The 20977-nt window shown below is 61.6% G+C and carries 17 protein-coding genes; 8 read left to right on the forward strand and 9 right to left on the reverse strand.

Annotated elements, in window-relative coordinates; genetic code table 11:
- Positions 1-187 precede the first annotated feature (187 nt).
- Positions 188-1465 carry a hypothetical protein gene (locus LMTR3_RS07575; protein WP_065744475.1) on the reverse strand — a complete coding sequence of 426 codons (1278 nt, stop codon included), beginning with the start codon at positions 1463-1465 and terminating at the stop codon, positions 188-190.
- A 165-nt stretch (positions 1466-1630) separates the two neighbouring features.
- On the opposite strand from LMTR3_RS07575, the gene glmU reads away from it, so the two are divergent.
- The 3 genes from glmU (at position 1631) to LMTR3_RS07590 (ending at position 4999) form a co-directional block, all read left to right on the forward strand.
- The gene (glmU, locus tag LMTR3_RS07580) at positions 1631-2989 is read left to right on the forward strand and encodes a bifunctional UDP-N-acetylglucosamine diphosphorylase/glucosamine-1-phosphate N-acetyltransferase GlmU (RefSeq protein ID WP_065744476.1); all 1359 of its coding nucleotides are present in this window, start codon (positions 1631-1633) and stop codon (positions 2987-2989) included.
- Between the two features lie 771 nt (positions 2990-3760).
- The gene (locus LMTR3_RS38345; protein WP_176721834.1) at positions 3761-3910 is read left to right on the forward strand and encodes a hypothetical protein; all 150 of its coding nucleotides are present in this window, start codon (positions 3761-3763) and stop codon (positions 3908-3910) included.
- Positions 3911-3964: 54 nt separating this feature from the next.
- A complete protein-coding gene (locus LMTR3_RS07590) occupies positions 3965-4999 on the forward strand; it encodes an SDR family NAD(P)-dependent oxidoreductase (protein WP_084029466.1) in 1035 nt (344 codons plus the stop codon).
- 167 nt (positions 5000-5166) lie between these two features.
- Here LMTR3_RS07590 and LMTR3_RS07595 read toward each other — a convergent pair whose 3' ends face one another.
- From LMTR3_RS07595 to LMTR3_RS07625, 7 genes are all read right to left on the reverse strand, one after another.
- A complete protein-coding gene (locus LMTR3_RS07595; protein WP_065744478.1) occupies positions 5167-5931 on the reverse strand; it encodes a hypothetical protein in 765 nt (254 codons plus the stop codon).
- A gap of 243 nt (positions 5932-6174) precedes the next feature.
- Positions 6175-6459 carry a hypothetical protein gene (locus tag LMTR3_RS37350; protein WP_141686510.1) on the reverse strand — a complete coding sequence of 95 codons (285 nt, stop codon included), beginning with the start codon at positions 6457-6459 and terminating at the stop codon, positions 6175-6177.
- A gap of 104 nt (positions 6460-6563) precedes the next feature.
- Positions 6564-7166 (reverse strand): hypothetical protein, encoded by a 603-nt coding sequence (locus LMTR3_RS07605; protein ID WP_065744480.1) that lies wholly within the window; start codon positions 7164-7166, stop codon positions 6564-6566.
- Positions 7167-7413: 247 nt separating this feature from the next.
- Positions 7414-8061: a glutathione S-transferase family protein gene (locus LMTR3_RS07610; RefSeq protein WP_065744481.1), complete on the reverse strand. Its 648-nt coding sequence runs from the start codon at positions 8059-8061 to the stop codon at positions 7414-7416.
- 120 nt (positions 8062-8181) lie between these two features.
- Entirely contained in the window at positions 8182-8445 is a 264-nt protein-coding gene (locus LMTR3_RS36100; protein WP_084029467.1) for a hypothetical protein, read from the reverse strand.
- A gap of 853 nt (positions 8446-9298) precedes the next feature.
- Complete coding sequence (locus LMTR3_RS07620) at positions 9299-9595, reverse strand: HigA family addiction module antitoxin (RefSeq protein ID WP_065744482.1); 297 nt, start codon at positions 9593-9595, stop codon at positions 9299-9301.
- A gap of 10 nt (positions 9596-9605) precedes the next feature.
- The gene (locus tag LMTR3_RS07625) at positions 9606-9890 is read right to left on the reverse strand and encodes a type II toxin-antitoxin system RelE/ParE family toxin (RefSeq protein ID WP_065744483.1); all 285 of its coding nucleotides are present in this window, start codon (positions 9888-9890) and stop codon (positions 9606-9608) included.
- Positions 9891-10903: 1013 nt separating this feature from the next.
- Between LMTR3_RS07625 and glmS the strand changes: the two genes are divergently transcribed.
- From glmS to LMTR3_RS07640, 3 genes are all read left to right on the forward strand, one after another.
- Entirely contained in the window at positions 10904-12730 is a 1827-nt protein-coding gene (gene glmS / locus LMTR3_RS07630; RefSeq protein ID WP_065744484.1) for a glutamine--fructose-6-phosphate transaminase (isomerizing), read from the forward strand.
- 145 nt (positions 12731-12875) lie between these two features.
- A complete protein-coding gene (locus LMTR3_RS07635; protein ID WP_065744485.1) occupies positions 12876-13661 on the forward strand; it encodes a DUF502 domain-containing protein in 786 nt (261 codons plus the stop codon).
- Between the two features lie 113 nt (positions 13662-13774).
- Complete coding sequence (locus LMTR3_RS07640; protein ID WP_065744595.1) at positions 13775-14755, forward strand: dihydrodipicolinate synthase family protein; 981 nt, start codon at positions 13775-13777, stop codon at positions 14753-14755.
- Here LMTR3_RS07640 and recG read toward each other — a convergent pair.
- Positions 14707-16815, reverse strand: a complete 2109-nt coding sequence (gene recG, locus LMTR3_RS07645; RefSeq protein WP_065744486.1) for an ATP-dependent DNA helicase RecG — start codon at positions 16813-16815, stop codon at positions 14707-14709. The two genes, LMTR3_RS07640 and recG, sit on opposite strands and share 49 nt — an antisense overlap.
- Before the next feature lie 276 nt (positions 16816-17091).
- On the opposite strand from recG, the gene LMTR3_RS07650 reads away from it, so the two are divergent.
- Both LMTR3_RS07650 and mfd read left to right on the forward strand, forming a co-directional pair.
- On the forward strand, positions 17092-17382 hold the full coding sequence (locus LMTR3_RS07650; RefSeq protein ID WP_065744487.1) for an FAD assembly factor SdhE: 291 nt from the start codon (positions 17092-17094) through the stop codon (positions 17380-17382).
- Complete coding sequence (mfd, locus tag LMTR3_RS07655) at positions 17379-20897, forward strand: transcription-repair coupling factor (RefSeq protein ID WP_065744488.1); 3519 nt, start codon at positions 17379-17381, stop codon at positions 20895-20897. The genes LMTR3_RS07650 and mfd overlap by 4 nt, the downstream gene beginning before the upstream one ends.
- Positions 20898-20977: the final 80 nt, after the last annotated feature.

Below are 20977 nucleotides of genomic sequence, written 5' to 3' on the forward strand. Positions count from 1 at the left end.
AGCCAATCAGCACGCTCAGCAACCCGAATATCGCCAAAAGACATCGCATGCCTCCCGCCAAAATAGGTCGAAAGGCCTTGAATCACATTCACAAAATCCGGGGAATCACTTTCGGGGATCCCGTAGCGCAAGCGGGAGAGGTAAAGCGCGTCTGCGGCCAACTCATCTAACCAAGAATCATCATGCTCTATTGTTGGTTCTTCCTGCCGAAGATGGACGAAAATGTCGTCTGCGTTGGCTCCGGTGGCGGCTCCGGCTTCTTCGCCACCTCCTCAACGACTGTCGCCGCCGACTGCTTGGCGACGCCGCGCCGGCGCGGAGCAGGCTTGGCGGCAGTAGGCGGCGGATCGTTCAACGACAGCCGCTGTCCATCGAAGATCGCGGTCTCGCAAGGACGGCTGTTTTCGGCAAGAATTGCGCAGATCCTGGCGGCGGCGCCGGCGTCGTTCAGCGGACCGGCGACGAGGCGAAGCTGCATGCCGAGGCCGTTGGTGCCTTCTTTCACGACGATGATCGGGCGCAGTGCCGTCAGCGGCGCGTTCGATCTCGATTTCAAAAGCCCGCGCCACAACGCGCGCAGGCCGTTCACCGAATTGGCGCTGCCGAGATCGACCCCGAACTCGGTCCGCTGCAGCGATACTTTTGGTCCGGCGGCTTCATCCGCCTCCGCATCGGTCGGCGCCGACGCGACGACATCCGGGATCGGGCTTGCGATCACCGGGTTCGGCCCTTTGCCCAGCTCGATCAGTTTGCCGGCGGCGGTGTCCATCATCGACTGTGCGGCCACTGGTGGCGTGGCGGGCTCCAGCGTAACCGCGTCGGCCTTTGCCATCTCAGCCTTTGCCGCTTCCTTGGCCGTTTCCGGCTTGGCGCTCTCTGCTTTGGCTGCGTCGGTCTTTGCCGCAGGCGAAACCGGAGCCGGGCCTGCCTCGGCGGTCGCAGCGGGCTTGTCGGCGACGGGCGCTGCGGCCGGGGCGGTCGCTACCGGCGCGACGCTTGGCGATGCCGGCTTCTGGGCGGCGGCTTGCGGTTCCGCATTTGCAGCAGGCGGCAACGCCTGCGCGGAACCCTGGCGGGCGATGGCCCCGGTGACGGATTCGAGCCCCTGCTCCAGGCTGGTGATACGGGAATACAGCCGGTCGCGATCGCCGTTCAGCGTATCGATGGCGGCGGCGAGCCGCCGCGCCTCATTCTGGGTTTCCTTCTGGGTTTCCTTGGCCACGAGCTGAATTTGCTGCGCCTGCCGGGTGATATCAGCGGCGGCGACCTGCTCGCGCTTCAATCCAAGGGACGACTGGTTGGCCATTACGGCCAGAATCACGGCAGCCGTGGCGCCGACGCCCCAAGATCCGAGACGCCACAGCGCGCGGCGGTCGAGTTCATCTTCGTCGGCCAGCAGGTTGCTCAGCACACCGCCGCTGTCATCCGCCTCGAAGTCTGCGAGATGGTCGGGTTTTTTGGCCAAACGCCCTCGGCCCTCCTCAAGGCCCGCCGAATCACGGAGTAAACATTAACAGGAAATGCGCTGCCCACTTGAATCCGGACATTTTCGGGGCAGCGAATCGGTTTGATCTCCAGTGGAAAACAATTAAAGACGGCCGGCGCAACCTTGTTGTCCCTGAGGACCAGAATGACCGCTCGATCCAGCCTGACTGTCGTGCTTGCGGCCGGCGAGGGCACGCGCATGCGATCCGCGCTGCCGAAGGTACTGCACCAGGTCGCCGGCCAGTCGCTGCTGGCGCATGTGCTGGATGCGGCCCCGCACGGCACGGGCGCCTCGCTCGCGGTCGTGATCGGGCCGGACCACACGGCGGTCGCCGAGGAGGTCAAGCGCGTCCGCGCGGATGCTGCGACCTTCGTTCAGGCCGAGCGGCTCGGCACCGCGCACGCCGTGCTGGCCGCCCGCGAGGCGATCGCCCGCGGCGCCGATGATTTGCTGGTGGCGTTCGGCGATACGCCGCTGATCTCGGCTGAGACCTTCGCCCGGCTGCGCGCGCCGCTGCAGAAAGGCGCGGCGCTTGCGGTGCTCGGCTTCCGCGCCGCCGATCCGACCGGTTACGGCCGGTTGCTGCTCGACGGCGACCGCTTGGTAGCGATCCGCGAACATGCCGACGCGACAGATGAAGAGCGCAAGGTCACGCTGTGCAATGCCGGCGTGATGGCGTTCGACGGCCGCCGCGCGCTGGAAATTCTCGACCGGATCGGCAACGCCAACAGCAAGGGCGAGTATTATCTGGTCGATGCCGTCGCCATCGTCAGGGAAATGGGATTGGAGGCCGTCGTGATCGAAACCAGCGAGGACGAAGTGCGCGGCATCAACAACAAGGCCCAGCTTGCGGAGGCCGAAGCAGTGCTGCAGGCGCGGCTGCGCCAGGCGGCGCTCGACGCCGGCGTGACGCTGATCGCGCCGGAGACCGTTTATCTCGCCGCCGACACGACATTCGGCAACGACGTCACGATCGAACCGTTTGTGGTGATCGGCCCAGGCGTCACCGTCGCCGACGGCGCGGTGATCCATTCGTTCTCGCACATCGTGCAGACCTCAATCGGCAAGAAGGCGTCCATCGGCCCCTATGCCCGCTTGCGCCCGGGAACCTCGCTCGGCGACGGCGTTCGGATCGGCAATTTCGTCGAGACCAAGGCCGCGACGATCGAAGCGGGCGCCAAGGTCAATCACCTCTCCTATGTCGGCGACGCCCATGTCGGCGCCAAGGCCAATCTCGGAGCGGGCACCATCACCTGCAACTATGATGGCTTCTTCAAGCACAAGACGCTGATCGGCGAGGGCGCTTTCGTCGGCACCAACACATCGCTGGTGGCGCCCGTGAAAATCGGCAACGGCGCCTATATCGGCTCGGGCTCGGTCATCACCAAGGACGTCCCCGACGATGCGATGGCCGTGGAGCGCAGCCCGCAGAGCAACCGCGAGGGCGGGGCAGCGCGCTACCGCGAGATGAAGTTGCGGGCGAAGAAGCCGAAAGAGGGATGAGCGCGAGGGGTTGTTAAGGCGAGAGATAGCAGCGCACACTCGACTGTCATCCCCGCCACCGGGTCTCGCCTTCGGCGAAGCCCGATGACAGGCTCCGGCGGGGATCCAGTACGCCGCGGCTTCTCGGTGCCTTGAATAGCCCGGCACGTTGCGGACATCAGCGAAACCCTCCGCAACGGCAATGCAGCGCGGTTTAGCAATACGGTTTAGCAATTTGGCTACCAATTGGTGCCAGCATTCCGCCATTGCGGATAGGTCGCGATCGGCGACAGCGAATTCCGAAAGGCTCTAACCCGACCGGCCCGGTTGGCGGTCTCTTTCCCTTGGAGAGGCCCACTATGTTCAAAGGCTTTGTGATGGCAGCCTTGATGCTGCTTTGTGCGTCGCAGCTAGACCAGTATCTCACCCATGGTCGGTATACCGACGCCTCCATATCGATGCTGAGGCAGATGAGGCACTCGTTCGGTATTTGACCTGCAACCCGGCTGGCGTCCCCTCTCCCGCTTGCGGGGGAGGGCTGGGGTGGGGGCGTCTCCACATTCGACACTCCCCATGTGGAGAGAGCCCCCGCCCGGCGCTCCGCGCCGACCTCCCCGCAAGCGGGAGAGGGTGAGGCAAGTCTGCGGCCAAATCGATCTAACCAAGAGTAATCAAGCTACAGGCCACCTCGGTTGACGCCGAAGGAAGCGCCTTAACCTTGATGAATATTTATTCAAGTTCCCCGCAACCATCGGTCTCGTTCGGCGTCATGCTTCAAGTGCGGAGCGCGTCATGGACGACGAGAGGGAACAGCGTGAGCTTCAAGAGCGGGTGATGCGCTTCCGCGCAATGGAGCGCGAGGTCACTGACCCGCTCGCAATTGGGCTCCTACACGACATCGTCACAGAATTGGAAGCGGCCCTGGAGCAGCCTGACAAGTAGTCAAGCAAAAGCCCGGCAGCCATTTCGGACTGCCGGGCGATACGCAAATACTAGGTGAATTATGCCGCGCCGCTGCAATGCGGCTATTCTGATGCGGATTTCGGAACCGTCTATCCGGAAGAGTACGGGCGCGCACTGTCGTGCCGTTGGAACCGCACTCTCGCACCTGTGTGGGGGGCGGAGTGCTTTGATAGCGAGATGACTGAGCGAATTTCGTTGGAGGGGAAGGTCGCGGTTGTGACCGGGGCAGGCCGCGGGCTGGGGCGGGCATACGTCGAACTTCTCGCCGAACGCGGTGCCCGGGTCGTGGTGAACGACCTGGGGAGCGACGTATCGGGGTTCGGGAAGGACTCCACGATAGCGGAACAGGTGGCCGACCTCATCCGGTCACGTGGAGGCGAGGCAATCGCGAATGACAGCGATGTTTCCACCCCTGAAGGTGGCAGTGACCTGATCGCGACGACCATCGAGCATTTCGGAAGAATAGACCTTCTCGTGAACAACGCTGGCATCTGCGGAAGCCAGCTATTCGAGGACGCCACGCTTGAGGATTTCGATCACTATTGGCGCGTGCATCTCGGTGGGCCGGTTAACACGGTGAAGGCTGCCTGGCCGCATATGGTCGCACAGCGCTACGGGAAGATTATCCTCACGACGTCCGTCAGCGGCCTGTTCGGATTACGTGGCCAAGCCACCTATGCGGCGGCCAAGTGCGCAGTAGTCGGATTGATGCGCATTCTTGCAATGGAAGGTGCTGAGCATGGCATTCTCGTGAACACCATTTCGCCAGTCGGGTACACGAGGATGCACCCGGCCGCGGGATCCCGCTTGGCTGAAGCGGATGGAAAAGCCACCATGCCGGTTGAGGCTGTTGCGCCAGCGATCGTCTGGCTGGCAAGCGATATTTGTTCGGAGACGAACCGCATCTACAACGTCGCAGCCGGAGCAATCCAACGAATCGCTATCGTCATGGGACCTGGCTTCTACGATCCACATCTGACACCCGAGAGCATCGCCGAGAACTACGCAAAGGTGGAATCGATCGAGGGCTTCTCCGAACCGGGTCCGTTCGAGCCCGGCGGTACGTAGATATAGATTGATCTTGATACCTGCGACGGCGAAGCGACTACCACGAAACGAAGATGAAGGAGGGTTAAGCGCAGGACTTGTTAAGCTTTCCGCTTAAGACTGTCTCTTCGTCGCTCACGTTTGTTGTCTGTCTAGGAGTTGGGGTGGGCAAGGAGTATTCAGTCGCTCTAGCACAAAGGTACGCTGTCCTTCGCGCCTTCCGAATTGGGGGCAGGCAAATGTCTTCCAAGCTTGAGAGCAATCCTTGGTCTGAGACGACGCCAAAGGTAGAAAATCAGCATGAGAAAAGCTGCCAAGCCCAATATTATTAGACCGTAAAACAACATCTGCCGGTTTCTATGAGCATTTTGTGCCTCGACGACTGCGGTGACGAACATCTCCGGCGTTGGCCGAAGTGGCGGACTGTCCGCCGCGGCCAAAATTCGCCGTACGACACTGAAATGCTCAACAGTATCTTGTTGATCTGCCAAGCGCGTTCGGACTGAGAATTCCAGCTCGAGCCCTGGCCGGAACTGTTCGGTCTTCCCGTCAGTCACTCCGGACAATGTCGCCTTCATCGTGCCGGTATTTTTTGGAGCGATGGTGCCCATGGGTGTCAAACTCAGCGACGAGTTCAACTTATCGATACTTTGACGATCGTTTGCGAAATACAGTTCGCCTGCCTCAACGGACGGCACCGCCACGATATCCAACGGCGATATGTTGACATCCGCCCGGTTTGTTATTGAGATTGTCACGAACAAGGTGCTGACACCGGCGGGACGCATTTGAACGTCGATGGCTGGTTTCTTGTCCATCAATTCGCGCTGATCTCTAGCAACACTGAGATCGTAGGAGCGCTTCGCATAGATCAGGCTGCCGGCAGAAATTGCGAATGCGAGCGTCGATATGATCGCAGCATAGTGCGCGGTGGTGAAGCGGCGTTCGCTCATTTCTTCTCCAGTATACTCACCTCTGGGGCTAAGGCTTTGATTACAGTAACAACTTACTAATCCGGCCGAGGATTTGGCGGTGTCCATTTTAATTGGGTTTCGGCGTTATCGGAACCATTCTCCGCGAACTTGAGATTAATGAGTCGCTTAGCCATATGCGATTGATTGCCTTGCAACACGCTGGCGGTCAGCGTTACGCCCTTGGCCATCATTAGCCTGATGAGTTCGGCGAAAATGCCAGAATTACGCGACGCCTTGCTCACACCGATGTATCGCATTGAAATAGCATTGAAACTCGTGAAAACCAGGTTTTGCTAGCACAAAGCCCACAACTGCACCTTTTGCGTCTACAGCGACCAACGAATTTCCGCTTCCGCAGCACTGAAAAATAATTGCCTTGATAATCTCTTGTTTGTCGGCGCTATTGAGATCAACAGGGATTTCTGGTGCTGCTTCTTCAAGGACCGCCAAAATTCCGGTGTGGTGTTCTTCGCTCGCAGCGCGGCATGTTATCGAGTGTCTCGCCATTGGCATTTCCCTTTAGCTTTCAATCCGATCGATAGGGCGGCGGATTGTGCTAAGCTTTTCGTCTTGCGATTGCCTTTTCGTAGGGCGCGGCATCCTCAGCCGTTTCAGAGGTCCCTATAATCGCGCTGAAGGAATATTCGGTCCTTTGAAAGCCTATCCGATAGATTGTTCAGGAACGCACACGACCTCAGCACGATCGAACGCACGCGAAGTAATGTGAAGGGGTCGTTCTTGCCGCTCTCTAAGAGGATAAGAGGCTCAGATCGCTCGAGAGTCTTTCCGCGACGCTGGCCGATCAATTCCAAGAGTTCCTCGTTTGAACTCACAAGCAGATGTTCGTAGTCGTGTACGGACCGGCATATCGTTACTGCGGTTGAGTGGAGTATTCTGCTCAGCGTCTGATACAACGTGATTGTTTCTTCCGTCTCGATGAAGAACGGGGGCCTGACGGGTGGCGGGAGAAGTTTGCAGGTAGGAACTTCAATGGAGCGCATATCGCTAACTGCTTTGCAGGCTTCTGCGAAATTGCGGGTCGATGCGGCAAAAGTTAGCAAATCTCGCCTCGCCAAAAGCTCCGTTACAGCATCGATGTCGCTTTCGACATCGGCGTCAGCCCCAAGATCTCGCTCCTTCACCGAGCAGAATGCGTGAAGTCTGCTGATGCATTCGATGACCTGGTCATAGAGAAATATGACGTCACTGCTCATGCTGAGCGTGCTTTCGCGAGATCGTTTATCGGCTCACTCAATCCTTCCTCCGTTTCCTTCAGCCGGCTGGGTTCATCCAATCGCAACCGGAAGGCGAGGGCAAGGGGACCCGAAATGAATGAGGCCGCCTCATCGGGGTTACGTTGACAGTGCATTTAACCTGTCGTTCTCGCTGTGCGAGCCAAGGTCAGCACCCATACACTGAACGAAAACTCGGATGACGACTTCGAGCCCAGACCGGACCTCACTAGCCGGTCGACGGCTTGTTGACCGCCAATTGAGCGGCGAAAGCCCGTTTGTAGGCAGGCCGCGTTTCGCCGCGGGTGAGATAGGCTGCCAGGTTTGGGTATTCGTCCAGAATGCCCGATGATTTCAGCCTGAGCAGCACCGACACCATCATCAGGTCGCCCGCGCTGAACGCGCCGTCGAGCCAGTCGGCATCGCCCAAGCGAGCGGAAAGTTGGTTCAGCCGGCTGCGCACACGATCCTCGACCAGAGGCATGCGCTCCTTGTTCCAAGGCTTGTCGCCCTCAAGGAGCCTGGCGGTCTCGCGTTCAAGGATCGGCTGCTCCACTGTGTTGACCGCGGCGAACATCCAGGTGATCGCGCGCGCCCGGGCATTGGCATCATCCGGCAGCAGGCCCGCATGGCGTTGGGCGATATGGAAGACGATCGCTCCTGTCTCGAACAGGGCGAGATCGCCTTCCTCATAAGTCGGAATCTGGCCGAAGGGATGCAGCGCCAGATGCGCCGGCTCCTTCATCGCACGGAACGAAACAAGGCGAACCTCGTAAGGTTGGCGCACTTCTTCAAGCGCCCAGCGAACGCGCGTGTCACGCGCCAGTCCCTTACCGCCGTCGGGCGAACGTTCAAAGGCGGTGATGGTGATGGTCATCGTGGAGGCTCCTCCTGGGAAAATCACAAGATGGACTGACGGCAACCCAGCAGGGGGCAGGCGCGCAATGCACTCCAGACTCCATCTCGCCGCGTGACCTTCACGCATGAAGGCGCTCAGTTATTCGCGTGACGGCGAACGTTTCGGGCTAACGATGTGTATTTTTGCACTTGGCTGCTCAGCCGTGATCAAGCCGAAATCTTTTGAGTGAGAACCGTCTTCCGCCACTTCGAAACCCTCGGCCACCAATCCGCGCCTGAGTAATTCTCGCACCGCTGATGCGCGGCTCGGCATACGCTTCAAGAACCGCCAATTGTCGATCAGTTTCAATTCGGACGGCTTCAACATGACCTGAAGGCGTTCTGGACGGTTGAGTACACCCATCGTCCTCCTCCGCGTGGTGCGAAAACTTACTCATTAGAAATACAAAGCAGCAAAAACGTTCCTGACTAATTAGGGGTCTTACAGCGTTCAGCCGCCAAATCCCTCTAAATCTCCGGTAACTCATTGGACACATTAAGATTTTGCTTAACAGACTGAACCTGCATGACGGGATAACGTTGACCGGTCATCGCACGGCTTTTGGTGTCTATCGGTGATTAGAACGCCCGTTGCCGCCCCCTCTTACGGAATGGAGCAGTGCATGCAGAAGCGTCGCCGTTTTAAGCACGAGAAAACCTTCGAAGAACGATTGGCCGAGGAGGCCCAACGCCTTAGCGAAGCGGCAAGAGAACTTCCTCCTGGCACGGCCCGAGAACTGCTATTGCGGCGAGCCCAACAAGCAGAGAGGGCTGCACATATCAATAAATGGCTGACTTCTCCGGGTCTTCAGCCTCCAAAGGAGTTGGAGGATCTCGCGGGCTGTCAAAAGAAGTAAGCCAGGGCAAGATGCGGGATTATCGAGCGTCCCTAGAGGGGCTACGGAAGAACGCGGCCGAGGCCGCGCTGGTCCGTGACCTTGCTACGGACAAAGCGAAGCAAGAAATGTTCGACTGACTGCACCGCCGCTTAGACCAGCTTGCGGACGAAGTTGAGCGAGCCATGAACATATCAAGGGCCAGCTAGGTTGTCTCACCTGGCCTCATTGCACGCTCAGCCAGTCGACCGCGGGCAGCGCTTCGTTCGATAGGATGTGCCGGCGATGCGCGGATGCCGAGATGAGGGCCTCACTCTCCCCCGAAGTACGGTGACAGTGCACTAAACATTGTCGTTTAGTTAAGTGCACTAGCCGTTGCCCTCACGCTGCCTCGTAGGACGCAATCTTTTTGATCTGTGGCGCTAGCACGTCTTCGGCGGTTTCGAGATCGTAGCGCGCCTGAATGTTCATCCAGAACGCGGCGCCGGTCTTGAAGAACTTGCCGAGCCGCAGCGCGGTGTCGGCCGTAATGGGCTTTTCTTCGCGCGCGATGCGTTCGATCCGGGTGCGCGGCACGTGCAGCGCCGCTGCGACGGCGTAGGGCGTCAGCTTAAGCGGAACGAGAAATTCTTCCCGCAGGATTTCGCCGGGGTGAATCGGCGGAAGTTTCTTTGCCATCTGCAAGCTCCTAATGATAGTCGACTATCTCCACGTCTTCGGGACCTGAATCAGTCCATCGGAATACGATCCGCCATTGATCGTTGATGCGGATCGAGTACTTGGCGGCCAAGTCGCCCTTGAGCCGCTCAAGACGGTTGCCCGGCGGCGATTTCAGCGCCTCGAGAAAATCGGCGGCGTCCACCATGATCAACTTGCGGCGAGCTACCTTGGCGAGATTTGCCGGGAAACCCTTCGGGATGATACGGCCCTGAAGGATCGGCTCGGCAAACTTCCCCTTGAAGCTCCTGATCATGGGCAATACGTATCTCATGGAGATACGTATTGCAATGTTTTCGTATCTCGGTGAGATACTATGGCTAAAAGACCAGGCGCCGGGCCAGACTCTCGCAATGGCTCCATCTGGCATAGCGCGACTGCCGGCTGATTTGCCTGACAGAGCAAGAAAAGATTGCCGCGTATGGCTGCGACCAATTGGTACGACGGCAAATCACTTCTGATTTTCCGAAATCACGTCAAGCCCCAGAATCAAAAATATTCTGCTTTCGTTCCGAGCCAAATCAGCGGCATAACTCCGCTCGTCTCACCGCAAGATGAGGGGCGCTCGCGAACGTCACGAACGCGCGGTGGGATGCGATGGACGCCGATGGCGCGCAAGACGTTACGCGCCGGAAGCGTACGGCGAAGTCGTGTGGTCCTGATGTCGCGGTGCTGGCATTAAGTTCCCAGGAGAAGCCAAGCTTCAAGCCAAGCTTCTCAGGGGCGACGGTGGCAAAAGAGCCGTTCGCCGGGGAGAGCACGTTATAAGCCGTAAAGCCATTGCGCAGGGGAAGGCCGGGATGCTCCCGCCGAACCTGTATGCTCGTGTGCGTGCTTTTTGCGCATAATTGCACACGAGACCGCGGGTGCGGCGCGCACCCGGTCTTCCCTGCGCCCTCAGATTTCGATGGGGGCAAACGATACAAACTCGGGCAGATCATGCCGCGAGATCGCGGATCCGTATTCTGCAGGTCCGGCGGATGGAGGGCTAATCTTGCGGCGTCATAACCGTCAAACCCTCATCCTGAGGAGCCCGCGCAGCGGGCGTCTCGAAGGATGTGGGCCACAGTCGGGGCCTCATGGTTCGAGACGCGCTTTGCACTCCTCACCATGAGGGGTAAGACTAATCCCTGGTTAGGCGGTCCGTTAAGCTTTCCGCCTAAGACTGTCTCAATACGCAACAATTATTGAGTATCTGCCGGCCCGCCATTGCCGCTAAGAGACTAGCGGGTTGCGACGCTACTCGTCGATTTGGGGAAATTGAACCGCATGTGCGGCATTGTCGGCATTCTCGGACGCGCTCCGGTCGCGGAGCTGTTGGTAGATTCACTCAAACGCCTTGAATATCGCGGCTATGATTCCGCTGGCGTTGCCACGCTGGAAGGCGATCACCTCGCGCGCCGCCGCGCCGAGGGCAAGCTGAAGAACCTCGAAAAGCGGCTGGATGCCGAACCGCTCAAGGGGCACACCGGAATCGGGCACACCCGCTGGGCGACCCACGGCAAGCCGACCGAGAACAATGCACACCCGCACGCGACCGATCGCGTCGCCGTGGTTCACAACGGCATCATCGAAAATTTCCGCGAGTTGCGCGAGGCGCTCGAGAAGAAGGGGGCGGTCTTCAAGACCGAAACCGATACCGAAATCGTTCTCCACCTCGTCGACAGCTTCCTGCAAAAGGGCATCAAGCCGGTCGAGGCGGTGAGGGCGGCGCTATCGGAACTGCGCGGCGCGTTCGCGCTCGGGTTCATCTTCGCTGGCGACGACGATCTGATGATCGGCGCCCGCAACGGCCCGCCGCTGGCGATCGGTCACGGCGACGGCGAAATGTATCTGGGGTCGGATGCGATCGCGCTCGGACCGTTCACCGATACGATCAGCTATCTCGAAGACGGCGACTGGGTGGTGCTGACGCGCAAGGGCGCGACCGTCTACGACAAGACCAACGCAATCGTTCATCGGGATGCGGTCAAGCACAGCGCCTCGATCTCGCTGGTCGACAAGGCGAACTACCGCCACTTCATGGCCAAGGAAATCCACGAGCAGCCGGAAGTGGTGGGCCACACGCTGGCGCGCTACGTCGACATGGCGAGCGAGCGCGTGATGCTGCCGGTCAAGCTGCCGTTCGGCTTCAAGGACATCCAGCGCATTTCGATCACGGCCTGCGGCACCGCGAACCTTGCCGGCTATATCGCCAAATACTGGTTCGAACGGCTGGCGCGTATTCCGGTCGAAATCGATATCGCCTCCGAATTCCGCTACCGCGAGGCGCCGTTGCGCAAGGGCGATCTCGCGATCTTCATCTCGCAGTCCGGCGAGACCGCGGACACGCTGGCCGCGCTGCGCTATGCCAAGGCCGAGGGCGCCCACACCCTGTCGGTGGTGAACGTGCCGACCTCGACGATTGCGCGCGAAAGCGAAACCGTGCTGCAGACGCTCGCCGGTCCCGAAATCGGCGTCGCCTCGACCAAGGCCTTCACCTGTCAGTTGATGGTGCTAGCCTCGCTCGCGGTTGCCGCCGGCAAGGCGCGCGGCGAATTATCTGACGAAGACGAGACCAAGCTGGTCCACGGCCTCGTCGAGATTCCGCGCCTGATGGCGGCGGCGCTGACCATTGAACCCCAGATCGAAAAGCTGGCGCGCGACATCTCGAAATCGAAGGACGTGCTCTATCTCGGCCGCGGCACCAGCTATCCGCTGGCGCTGGAGGGCGCGCTGAAGCTGAAGGAAATTTCCTACATCCACGCCGAGGGCTATGCCGCCGGCGAGCTCAAGCACGGGCCGATCGCGCTGATCGACGAGAACATGCCGGTGGTGGTGATCGCGCCGTTCGACCGGGTGTTCGAGAAGACGGTCTCCAATATGCAGGAAGTCGCGGCCCGCGGCGGCAACATCATCCTGATGACCGACGCCAAGGGGGCGGCGGAAGCCACCGTCGATTCTCTGGTCACGATCGTGCTGCCCGACATGGCGTCGGCATTCACCCCGATGGTCTATGCCATCCCGGTGCAGCTCCTGGCCTATCACACCGCCGTGGTGATGGGCACCGACGTGGATCAGCCGCGAAATCTCGCGAAATCGGTAACCGTCGAATAGTCAAGACCATCGGCTGTCACGCTGGCCCTTCAAAAACCTGCTAGGATGGCTTAGCTGGCATAGGCGCGATCAGCAAAAGTGGACCCCGGTTTTGCGTCCGATCGCGCCCGAATGTCGAGTTCGGCCGCCCTGACCTGGAACCACGATGAACCGCGAAGAACTACCCCCGACCGCGTCCCCGGAGGAACCCCTGCCGGAGGCGCACCACGCCGGGCTAATGGCCCGTTTCCGGAACTATTTTCTGACCGGACTGATTGTCGCAGGGCCGGTCGCCATCACGCTCTATTTGACCTGGTGGTTCGTGAACTGGGTCGACAACCTGGTTCGCCCCTTCGTGCCGACGATCTACCGGCCCGAAACCTATCTGCCGTTCGGCTTGCCCGGTTCCGGGCTGATCGTCGCGGTGTTCGCGCTGACGATGCTGGGCTTCCTCACCGCCAACCTGATTGGGCGGACGCTGGTCGACCTCGGCGAGCGGCTGCTCGGCCGCATGCCCGTGGTGCGCGCGATCTATCGCGGCCTGAAGCAGGTGTTCGAGACGCTGTTCTCGGGCAAGGGGTCGAGCTTTCGCAAGGTCGGCCTGGTCGAATTTCCCTCGCCCGGCATGTGGTCGATCGTTTTGATCTCGCAGCCGCCGAGTGCGAATGTGGCGAGCCAGCTTCCCGGCCAGGAAGAGCACATCTCGGTGTTCCTGCCCTGCGCGCCGAACCCGACCACGGGTTTCTTTTTCTACGTCCCGAAGAGCAAGATCATCGAAGTCGACATGACGACCGAGGACGCCGCGACGCTGATCATGTCGGCCGGCGTGGTGCAGCCCGGCTCCGATCCGCAGAAGCGCAACGCCGCGCTGGCCGGCATGGCGAACGCGGCGCGCGTGGCGAATTCGGCGACCGGGATGAAGCCGGCTCCCGCAAAGGTGAAGGTGGAGTAGGGCGCGCGACGTTCCTCCGCCGTCATTGCGAGCGCAGCGACGCAATCCATCTCGCGGCATAAAGAATGGATTGCTTCGCTGCGCTCGCAATGACGGATAGACAGGCCGACATCATGACCAAGAAGATCGAAGGCATCATTCCGGTGATGATCACGCCGTTTACCGAAAGCGGCCAGATCGATTATCCCGGCCTAGGCCGGCTGGTGGAATGGTACATCGACAATGGCTCGGACGCGCTGTTTGCGGTCTGCCAGTCCAGCGAAATGCAGTTTCTCACGCTCGACGAACGGGTTGCGCTCGCTGCTTTCGTCAAGAACGCCGCAGCCGGCCGTGTCCCGGTGATCGCGTCCGGTCACATCAGCGAAAGCCTGGACGACCAGCTTGCCGAGCTGACCGCGATTGCTGCGACCGGTGTCGACGGCATGGTGCTCGTCACCAACCGTCTCGATGCCAGGCAGGAAGGTGGAGCTAAGTTCATCGACGACTTGAGCTGGCTGCTCGATCGGCTGCCGAAGCAAATTCCCCTTGGTTTGTACGAATGCCCGGCGCCCTATCGCCGTCTGCTCACCGACGACGAGCTGACGTTCTGCGCCAATACCGGCCGCTTCGTCATCCTCAAGGACGTGTCCTGCGACCTCGAAACGGTGAAGCGCCGCGTGACGCTGACCAGGGGCACGCCGCTTGCCATCGTCAATGCCAATGCGGCGATTGCCTTTGATGCATTGAAAGCCGGTTCACGCGGCTTCACCGGCGTATTCACGAACTTTCATCCCGATCTCTACAAGTGGCTGATGACCGAACATGCCTATCATCCGGCGCTGGCGGACGAACTTTCCGTCTACCTCGCGCTGTCGGCCATGGCCGAACCGATGGGCTACCCGAAGCTTGCCAAGCTCTACCACCAGCGTCTCGGCACGTTCTCCTGCACCGACAGCCGCGCCGTCACCTTCGATATCCGCGACAAATTCTGGGCGCTGGATGCGCTGCTCGACAAGATCGTCGATGGCGCCGAGCACTACCGGCTTCGTATTGCCACGGTTGCACGTCATCCCGCGCCGATCAGCGGCACCGCTTCATCGCGCTCATACAGATAGAGCAGACAGCGCAGCGCTTCGCCGCGCTCGCCCTTGAGCTTCGGATCGTCCTTCATGATGCGCAGCGCCTCGTCGCGCGCCTGCGTGATGAGCTGGCCGTGCACGTCGGAGCGGGCGATGCGATAGCCGGGCAGGCCGCTCTGGCGGATGCCGAGCACGTCGCCTTCGCCGCGCAGTTTGAGATCCTCCTCCGCGATCCTGAAGCCGTCGGTGGTCTCCCGGATCACCTTCAGCCGCGCCGCCGACATCTCACCGAGCGGCTCCTTGTAGAGCAACAGGCAGGTCGAGGACTCCGACCCGCGGCCGATCCGGCCGCGGAGCTGGTGCAACTGCGCGAGCCCGAAGCGCTCGGCGTTTTCGATCACCATGATGGTAGCCGCGGGGACGTCGACGCCGACCTCGACCACGGTGGTGGCGACCAGGAGCCCGATCTCGTGGGCGGCAAACTGCGCCATCACGCGATCCTTGTCCGGGCCCTTCATTTGACCATGCACCAGCCCGACGCGGTCGCCAAAGCGCTTCTGCAGCCGTTCGAAACGCTCGGTGGCGTTGGTGAGATGTTCCGTGCCCTCGGCCTCGGATTCCTCGACCAGCGGACAGATCCAGTAAACCAGCTTGCCTGATTTCAGCGCGCGGCCGACGGCATCGACGACTTCATCGAGGCGGCTCGTCGGAACCGCGCGGGTGTCGATCGGCTGGCGGCCGGCCGGTTTTTCCCGCAACTCGGAGACGTCCATGTCGCCGAAATAGGTGAGTACCAGCGTGCGGGGGATCGGCGTTGCGCTCAAAACCAGCACGTCGACGGCCTCGCCCTTGTTGGTGAGCGCGAGACGTTCGCGTACGCCGAAGCGATGCTGTTCGTCGACCACCGCCAGTGCCAGCGCCTTGAAGGTCACATCGTCCTGGATCAGCGCGTGGGTGCCGACCAGAAAATCGATTTCGCCGGCTTCGAGCTGCGCTAAAATCTCGCGCCGCTCCTTGCCCTTTTCGCGGCCGGTCAGGATCGCCACACGAAGACCTGCGCGCTCGGCCAGCGGCGCGATGGTCTTGATATGCTGGCGTGCGAGGATTTCGGTCGGCGCCATCAGCGCCGCCTGCTTGCCGGCCTCGGTAACAGCAGTCGCGGCGAGCAGCGCCACCACCGTCTTGCCGGACCCGACGTCGCCCTGCAGCAGCCGCAACATCCGCACCGGCTGGAGCAAATCCTCGGTGATGGCGGCCACCGCCGCGCGTTGCGAGGTTGTGAGCGCATAGGGCAGCGCATCGATGATCTTGTGTCGGAGGTGACCGTCGCCGGCGTTGCGGTCGCCGGCCGGACGCCGCAATTGCGCGCGCACCACCGCCAGCGCCAGTTGGCCGGCGAGCAGCTCGTCGAAGGCGAGCCGCGACCAGAACGGGCCATCAGGCAAAATGTCCGTGAGCTCGACCGGCACATGCACGCGATTCAGCGCTTCCCGAACTGGGGGGAAGCTGCAGCGGCGCAAGACTTCCGGGCTGATCCACTCGGGCAGTTCAGGTAGCTTCTGCAGCGCCTGCGCGATCGCCCGGCGCAGCGAACCCAGCGCGAGACCTTCAGTGAGAGGATAGACCGGGTCGATACCGCTGAGTTTTGCAAATCCCGCCTCGTCGACGACGCGGTCGGGATGCACGATCTGCGGGATGCCGTCATACATCTGCAGCGTGCCCGAAACGTAGCGCTTCTCGCCGACAGGCAGCAGCTTTTCGACATAGCCGGGCTTGGCGCGGAAAAACGTCAGCACCACGTCGCCGGTATCATCAGAGGCATAGACGAGGTAGGGCGCCCGAGCATTGCGCGGCGGGGGCGGCCGGTGGCGGTCGATGGTGACTTCCAGCGTCACCACGGTTCCCGGTACCGCCTCGCGGATTTTCGGCCGCGCGCGGCGGTCGATCACGCTGGCCGGGAGATGCAGCAAGAGGTCGACCAGCCGCGGGGTCTCATCGCGGTCGAGCAGATAGCGCAACAGCTTGTCCTGCTTCGGCCCGACGCCAGGCAGGCTCGTAACCGGCGCAAACAAGGGATTGAGCAGGGTGGGGCGCATCAGGTCTCTCGTCGCGCATAGTGCGTCATGTGCGGGCTTGCTGCCTTTGCCAAGGGTTCGGCGGCCGAGCGCGCTCGTGGTCCGGCGAAGCCTTGGCGGAGACGGGACCCGCGCATCCATCACTCTTGAAAAGATGATGGATTGCCGGGTCAAGCCCGGCAACGACACCGTAGCGGTAATTCACGGAACTGTTGGGGCTGACATTGGTCATCTCGACCGCTATATCAACCCGGCCCGGCACGTCCGGGCTTTTGGCGTTCGGATGGGATCAGGGAAATGACGGGTACGACACGATCGAGCGGTGGCCTCGATGACCGCCGCAAGCGGCTTTTATTTCGCTGCTGGCATCGCGGCACCCGTGAGATGGACCTCATCCTCGGGCGCTTTGCGGATGCCGAGATATCGGGCATGCGCGATGACGAGTTGACCGAGCTGGAACGCCTGATCGAGGTGCCCGATCCCGACCTCTATGCCGCGCTGACCGGCGACAAGCCGCTCGATCCGGAGTACGCGACCGCGCTGTTCGACCGTATCAAGGCGTTTCGCGCCGTGGATCACGACGCATGAAAGCGCCCGTCAAATCGCCCGCCGCGCTGCTGGCTCCCGGCCGCGCCCTGACGTTTGCCAATGTCGCCGAGGGCGCGGAGGGGCTTGTCGTCTCCGACCTCGCCCGTGCGGTCGCGGCCAAGCCGAAACCGCCGGCGGTCAGCCTTGCCGTGGTCTGCCGCGATGGTCCGCGCATGCAGCAACTGGCGCGGGCGCTGGAATTCTTTGCGCCCGATCTGCCGGTGATGCAATTTCCAGCCTGGGACTGCCAGCCCTATGATCGGGTGTCGCCGCATGGCGGCATCCTGGCGCAGCGGCTGACGACGCTGGCGCGGCTATCGCGCCTGCAGGGCAGCGACAAGCCGCTGATCGTGCTGACGACCGTCAACGCCGTCGTGCAGCGCGTGCCCGCGCGCGAGGTGGTAGCGGCGCAGGCGCTGTCGGTCGCGCCCGGTCATGTCGTGCCGATGGATTCGATCGTCGCCTGGCTGGAGCACAATGGCTACAACCGCTCCTCGACCGTGCGCGAGCCCGGCGAGTACGCCGTGCGCGGCGGCATCCTCGATCTGTTTCCGGCCGGGCTCGACCAGCCGGTACGGTTCGACTTCTTCGGCGATTCCCTCGAATCGATCCGCACGTTCGATGCGGAAACCCAGCGCACGCTACTCGACATGCGCGCGCTCGACCTGGTGCCGATCTCGGAATTCCAGCTCGTCACCGAAACCATCCGCCGCTTTCGCATGGGCTATGTCGCAGCCTTCGGCGCACCCGAGCGCGACGATCCGCTCTATGAGGCCGTCAGCGAAGGCCGCCGCCATCCGGGCATGGAGCATTGGCTGCCGTTGTTCCAGGAGCGGATGGATACGCTGTTCGATTATCTCGATGGTGCGCCGATCGCGATCGAACCGCAAGGCGAGGACGCCGCGCGCGAACGCTTCAAGCAGATCGCGGACTATTACGAGGCCAGGCGCGAGGCGCTGGAACATCCCGGATCGAGTGCGATCTACAAGCCGTTACCTCCGGATCGGCTCTATCTGACGGAAGCGGAGTGGACGACGCGGCTGAGCGACGCCGCCTTGGCGCGGCTGACGCCGTTTGCGGTGCCGGAAGGGGCCGGGGACGTGTTCGACGCCGGCGCAAGGCAGGGCCGCAATTTCACGCCCGAGCGGGCCGACACTTCCGTCAACGTGTTCGAAGCTGTCGTGGCGCATGTGCTGGCCTTGCAGGCGCAGCGCAAGAAGGTGGTGATCGCGCTGTGGAGCGAAGGCTCGCGCGACCGCATGGGCAGCATGCTGCGGGACCACAAGCTCGCCAATATCACCACCGTCAACGCCTGGCGTACCGTGCAGGCGACGCCACGCAACGAGGCCATGCTGGCGGTGGTCGGCATGGAGAGCGGTTTCGAGACCGACGAATTCGCCGTCATCAGCGAGCAGGACATCCTCGGCGACCGCCTGGTGCGCCAGCGCAAATCGAGCCGCAAGCTCGACAATTTCATCTCGGAAGTCACGAGCCTTTCGACCGGCGATCTCGTTGTGCATGTCGAGCACGGCATCGGGCGCTTTGTCGGCTTGCAGACGATCGAGGTCGGCGGCGCGCCGCATGATTGTCTCGAACTGCATTACGCCGCCGAAACAAAGCTGTTCCTGCCGGTCGAGAACATCGAGCTGCTGTCGCGCTACGGCTCCGACCACGCCAATGTCGAATTGGACCGGCTGGGTGGCGGCGGCTGGCAGGCGCGCAAGGCCAAGCTGAAGAACCGGATCCGCGAGATCGCCGGCGAACTGATCAAGATCGCAGCCGAGCGGCAACTGCACGAAGCGCCGAAAATGCCGGTGCAGCCGCATGTCTATGACGAATTCTGTGCGCGCTTCCCCTATGAGGAAACCGAGGATCAGCTTGGCGCCATCACATCCACGCTGAAAGACCTTGAAACCGGCCGTCCCATGGACCGGCTGATCTGCGGCGACGTCGGCTTCGGCAAGACGGAGGTGGCGTTGCGCGCGGCGTTCGCGGTCGCGCTCGAAGGCAAGCAGGTCGCCGTCGTCGTGCCGACCACGCTGCTTGCCCGCCAGCACAGCAAGAATTTTGCCGAACGCTTCAGAGGTTTTCCAGTCAACGTCGCGCAGGCCTCCCGCCTGATCCCGGCCAAGGAGCTGACGCAGGTCAAGAAGGGGCTAGCCGAGGGCAATGTCGACATCGTGGTCGGCACCCACGCGCTGCTCGGCAAGTCGATCAAGTTCAGGGATCTGGGCCTTTTGATTGTCGACGAGGAGCAGCACTTTGGCGTCAGCCACAAGGAAAAGCTGAAGCAGTTGCGGGCGCAGGTGCATGTCTTGACGCTGAGCGCGACGCCAATCCCGCGGACGCTGCAGCTTGCGCTGACCGGCGTGCGCGACCTTTCGATTATCGCCTCGCCCCCGGTCGATCGCCTCGCGGTGCGCACCTTCGTGGCGCCGCACGATCCCCTGATGATCCGCGAGGCGCTGCTACGCGAACGCTACCGCGGCGGGCAGGCGTTCTACGTGGTGCCGCGCATCGAGGACCTTGCCGGCGTCAAGGACTTCCTCGACAAGAACGTGCCGGAAATGAAGGTCGCGGTTGCGCACGGCCAGATGCCGCCGACCGTGATCGAGGACATCATATCGGCCTTCTATGACGGCAAATACGACATCCTGCTTTCGACCACGATCATCGAGTCCGGCCTCGACATTCCGAACGCCAATACGCTGATCGTGCATCGCGCCGACATGTTCGGCCTTGCGCAGCTCTATCAGTTGCGCGGGCGGGTAGGGCGCTCGAAGCTCCGCGCCTACGCGCTGTTCACGTTGCCGGCGCAGCAGAAGATCACCGCGCAGGCCGAGCGACGGTTGAAGGTGCTGCAGTCGCTGGAAACGCTGGGCGCGGGCTTCCAGTTGGCCTCGCACGATCTCGATATCCGCGGCGCCGGCAATCTGCTCGGCGAAGAACAGTCCGGCCACATCAAGGAAGTCGGCTTCGAGCTCTATCAATCGATGCTGGAGGAGGCGATCCTCAACCTCAAGGCCGGCGTGGCTGAACCCGCCGCCGATCGTTGGTCGCCGCAGATCACCATCGGCATGCCGGTCTTGATCCCCGAGGATTACGTCAACGATCTTTCGGTGCGGCTGTCGCTCTACCGTCGGCTCGCCGATCTCGATACCGACGAGGAGATCGACAATTTCGCCGCCGAGATGCGCGACCGTTTCGGCGTGCTGCCGGACGAAGTCCGCTATCTCTTCAAGGTCGCGGCCATCAAGGCCTATTGCCGCCGCGCCAATGTCGAGAAAGTCGACGCCGGCCCGAAGGGCGCGGTGATCTCGTTCCGCGACAACAGCTTTGCCCAGCCGGATCGCCTCGTCGCTTTTATCCGTCAGCACGGTCAGGCCGCGAAGGTGCGGCCGGATATGAAGGTAGTGTTCCTGCAGCAATGGAAGACGCCTGAGGAGCGGCTGATGGGTACGACCGAGATCTTGCGGCGGCTCGCCAGTCTCGCGGAGAGCAAGAAGGCGGCGTAGGAGATTCGGCGCGGCTTCTCCCCGTTATTGCGAGGAACCGTAGGGTGGGCAAAAGCGAAGCGTGCCCACCATCCGCAACA

The sequence above is a fragment of the Bradyrhizobium sp. LMTR 3 genome, assembly GCF_001693485.1.
GTDB lineage: Bacteria > Pseudomonadota > Alphaproteobacteria > Rhizobiales > Xanthobacteraceae > Bradyrhizobium.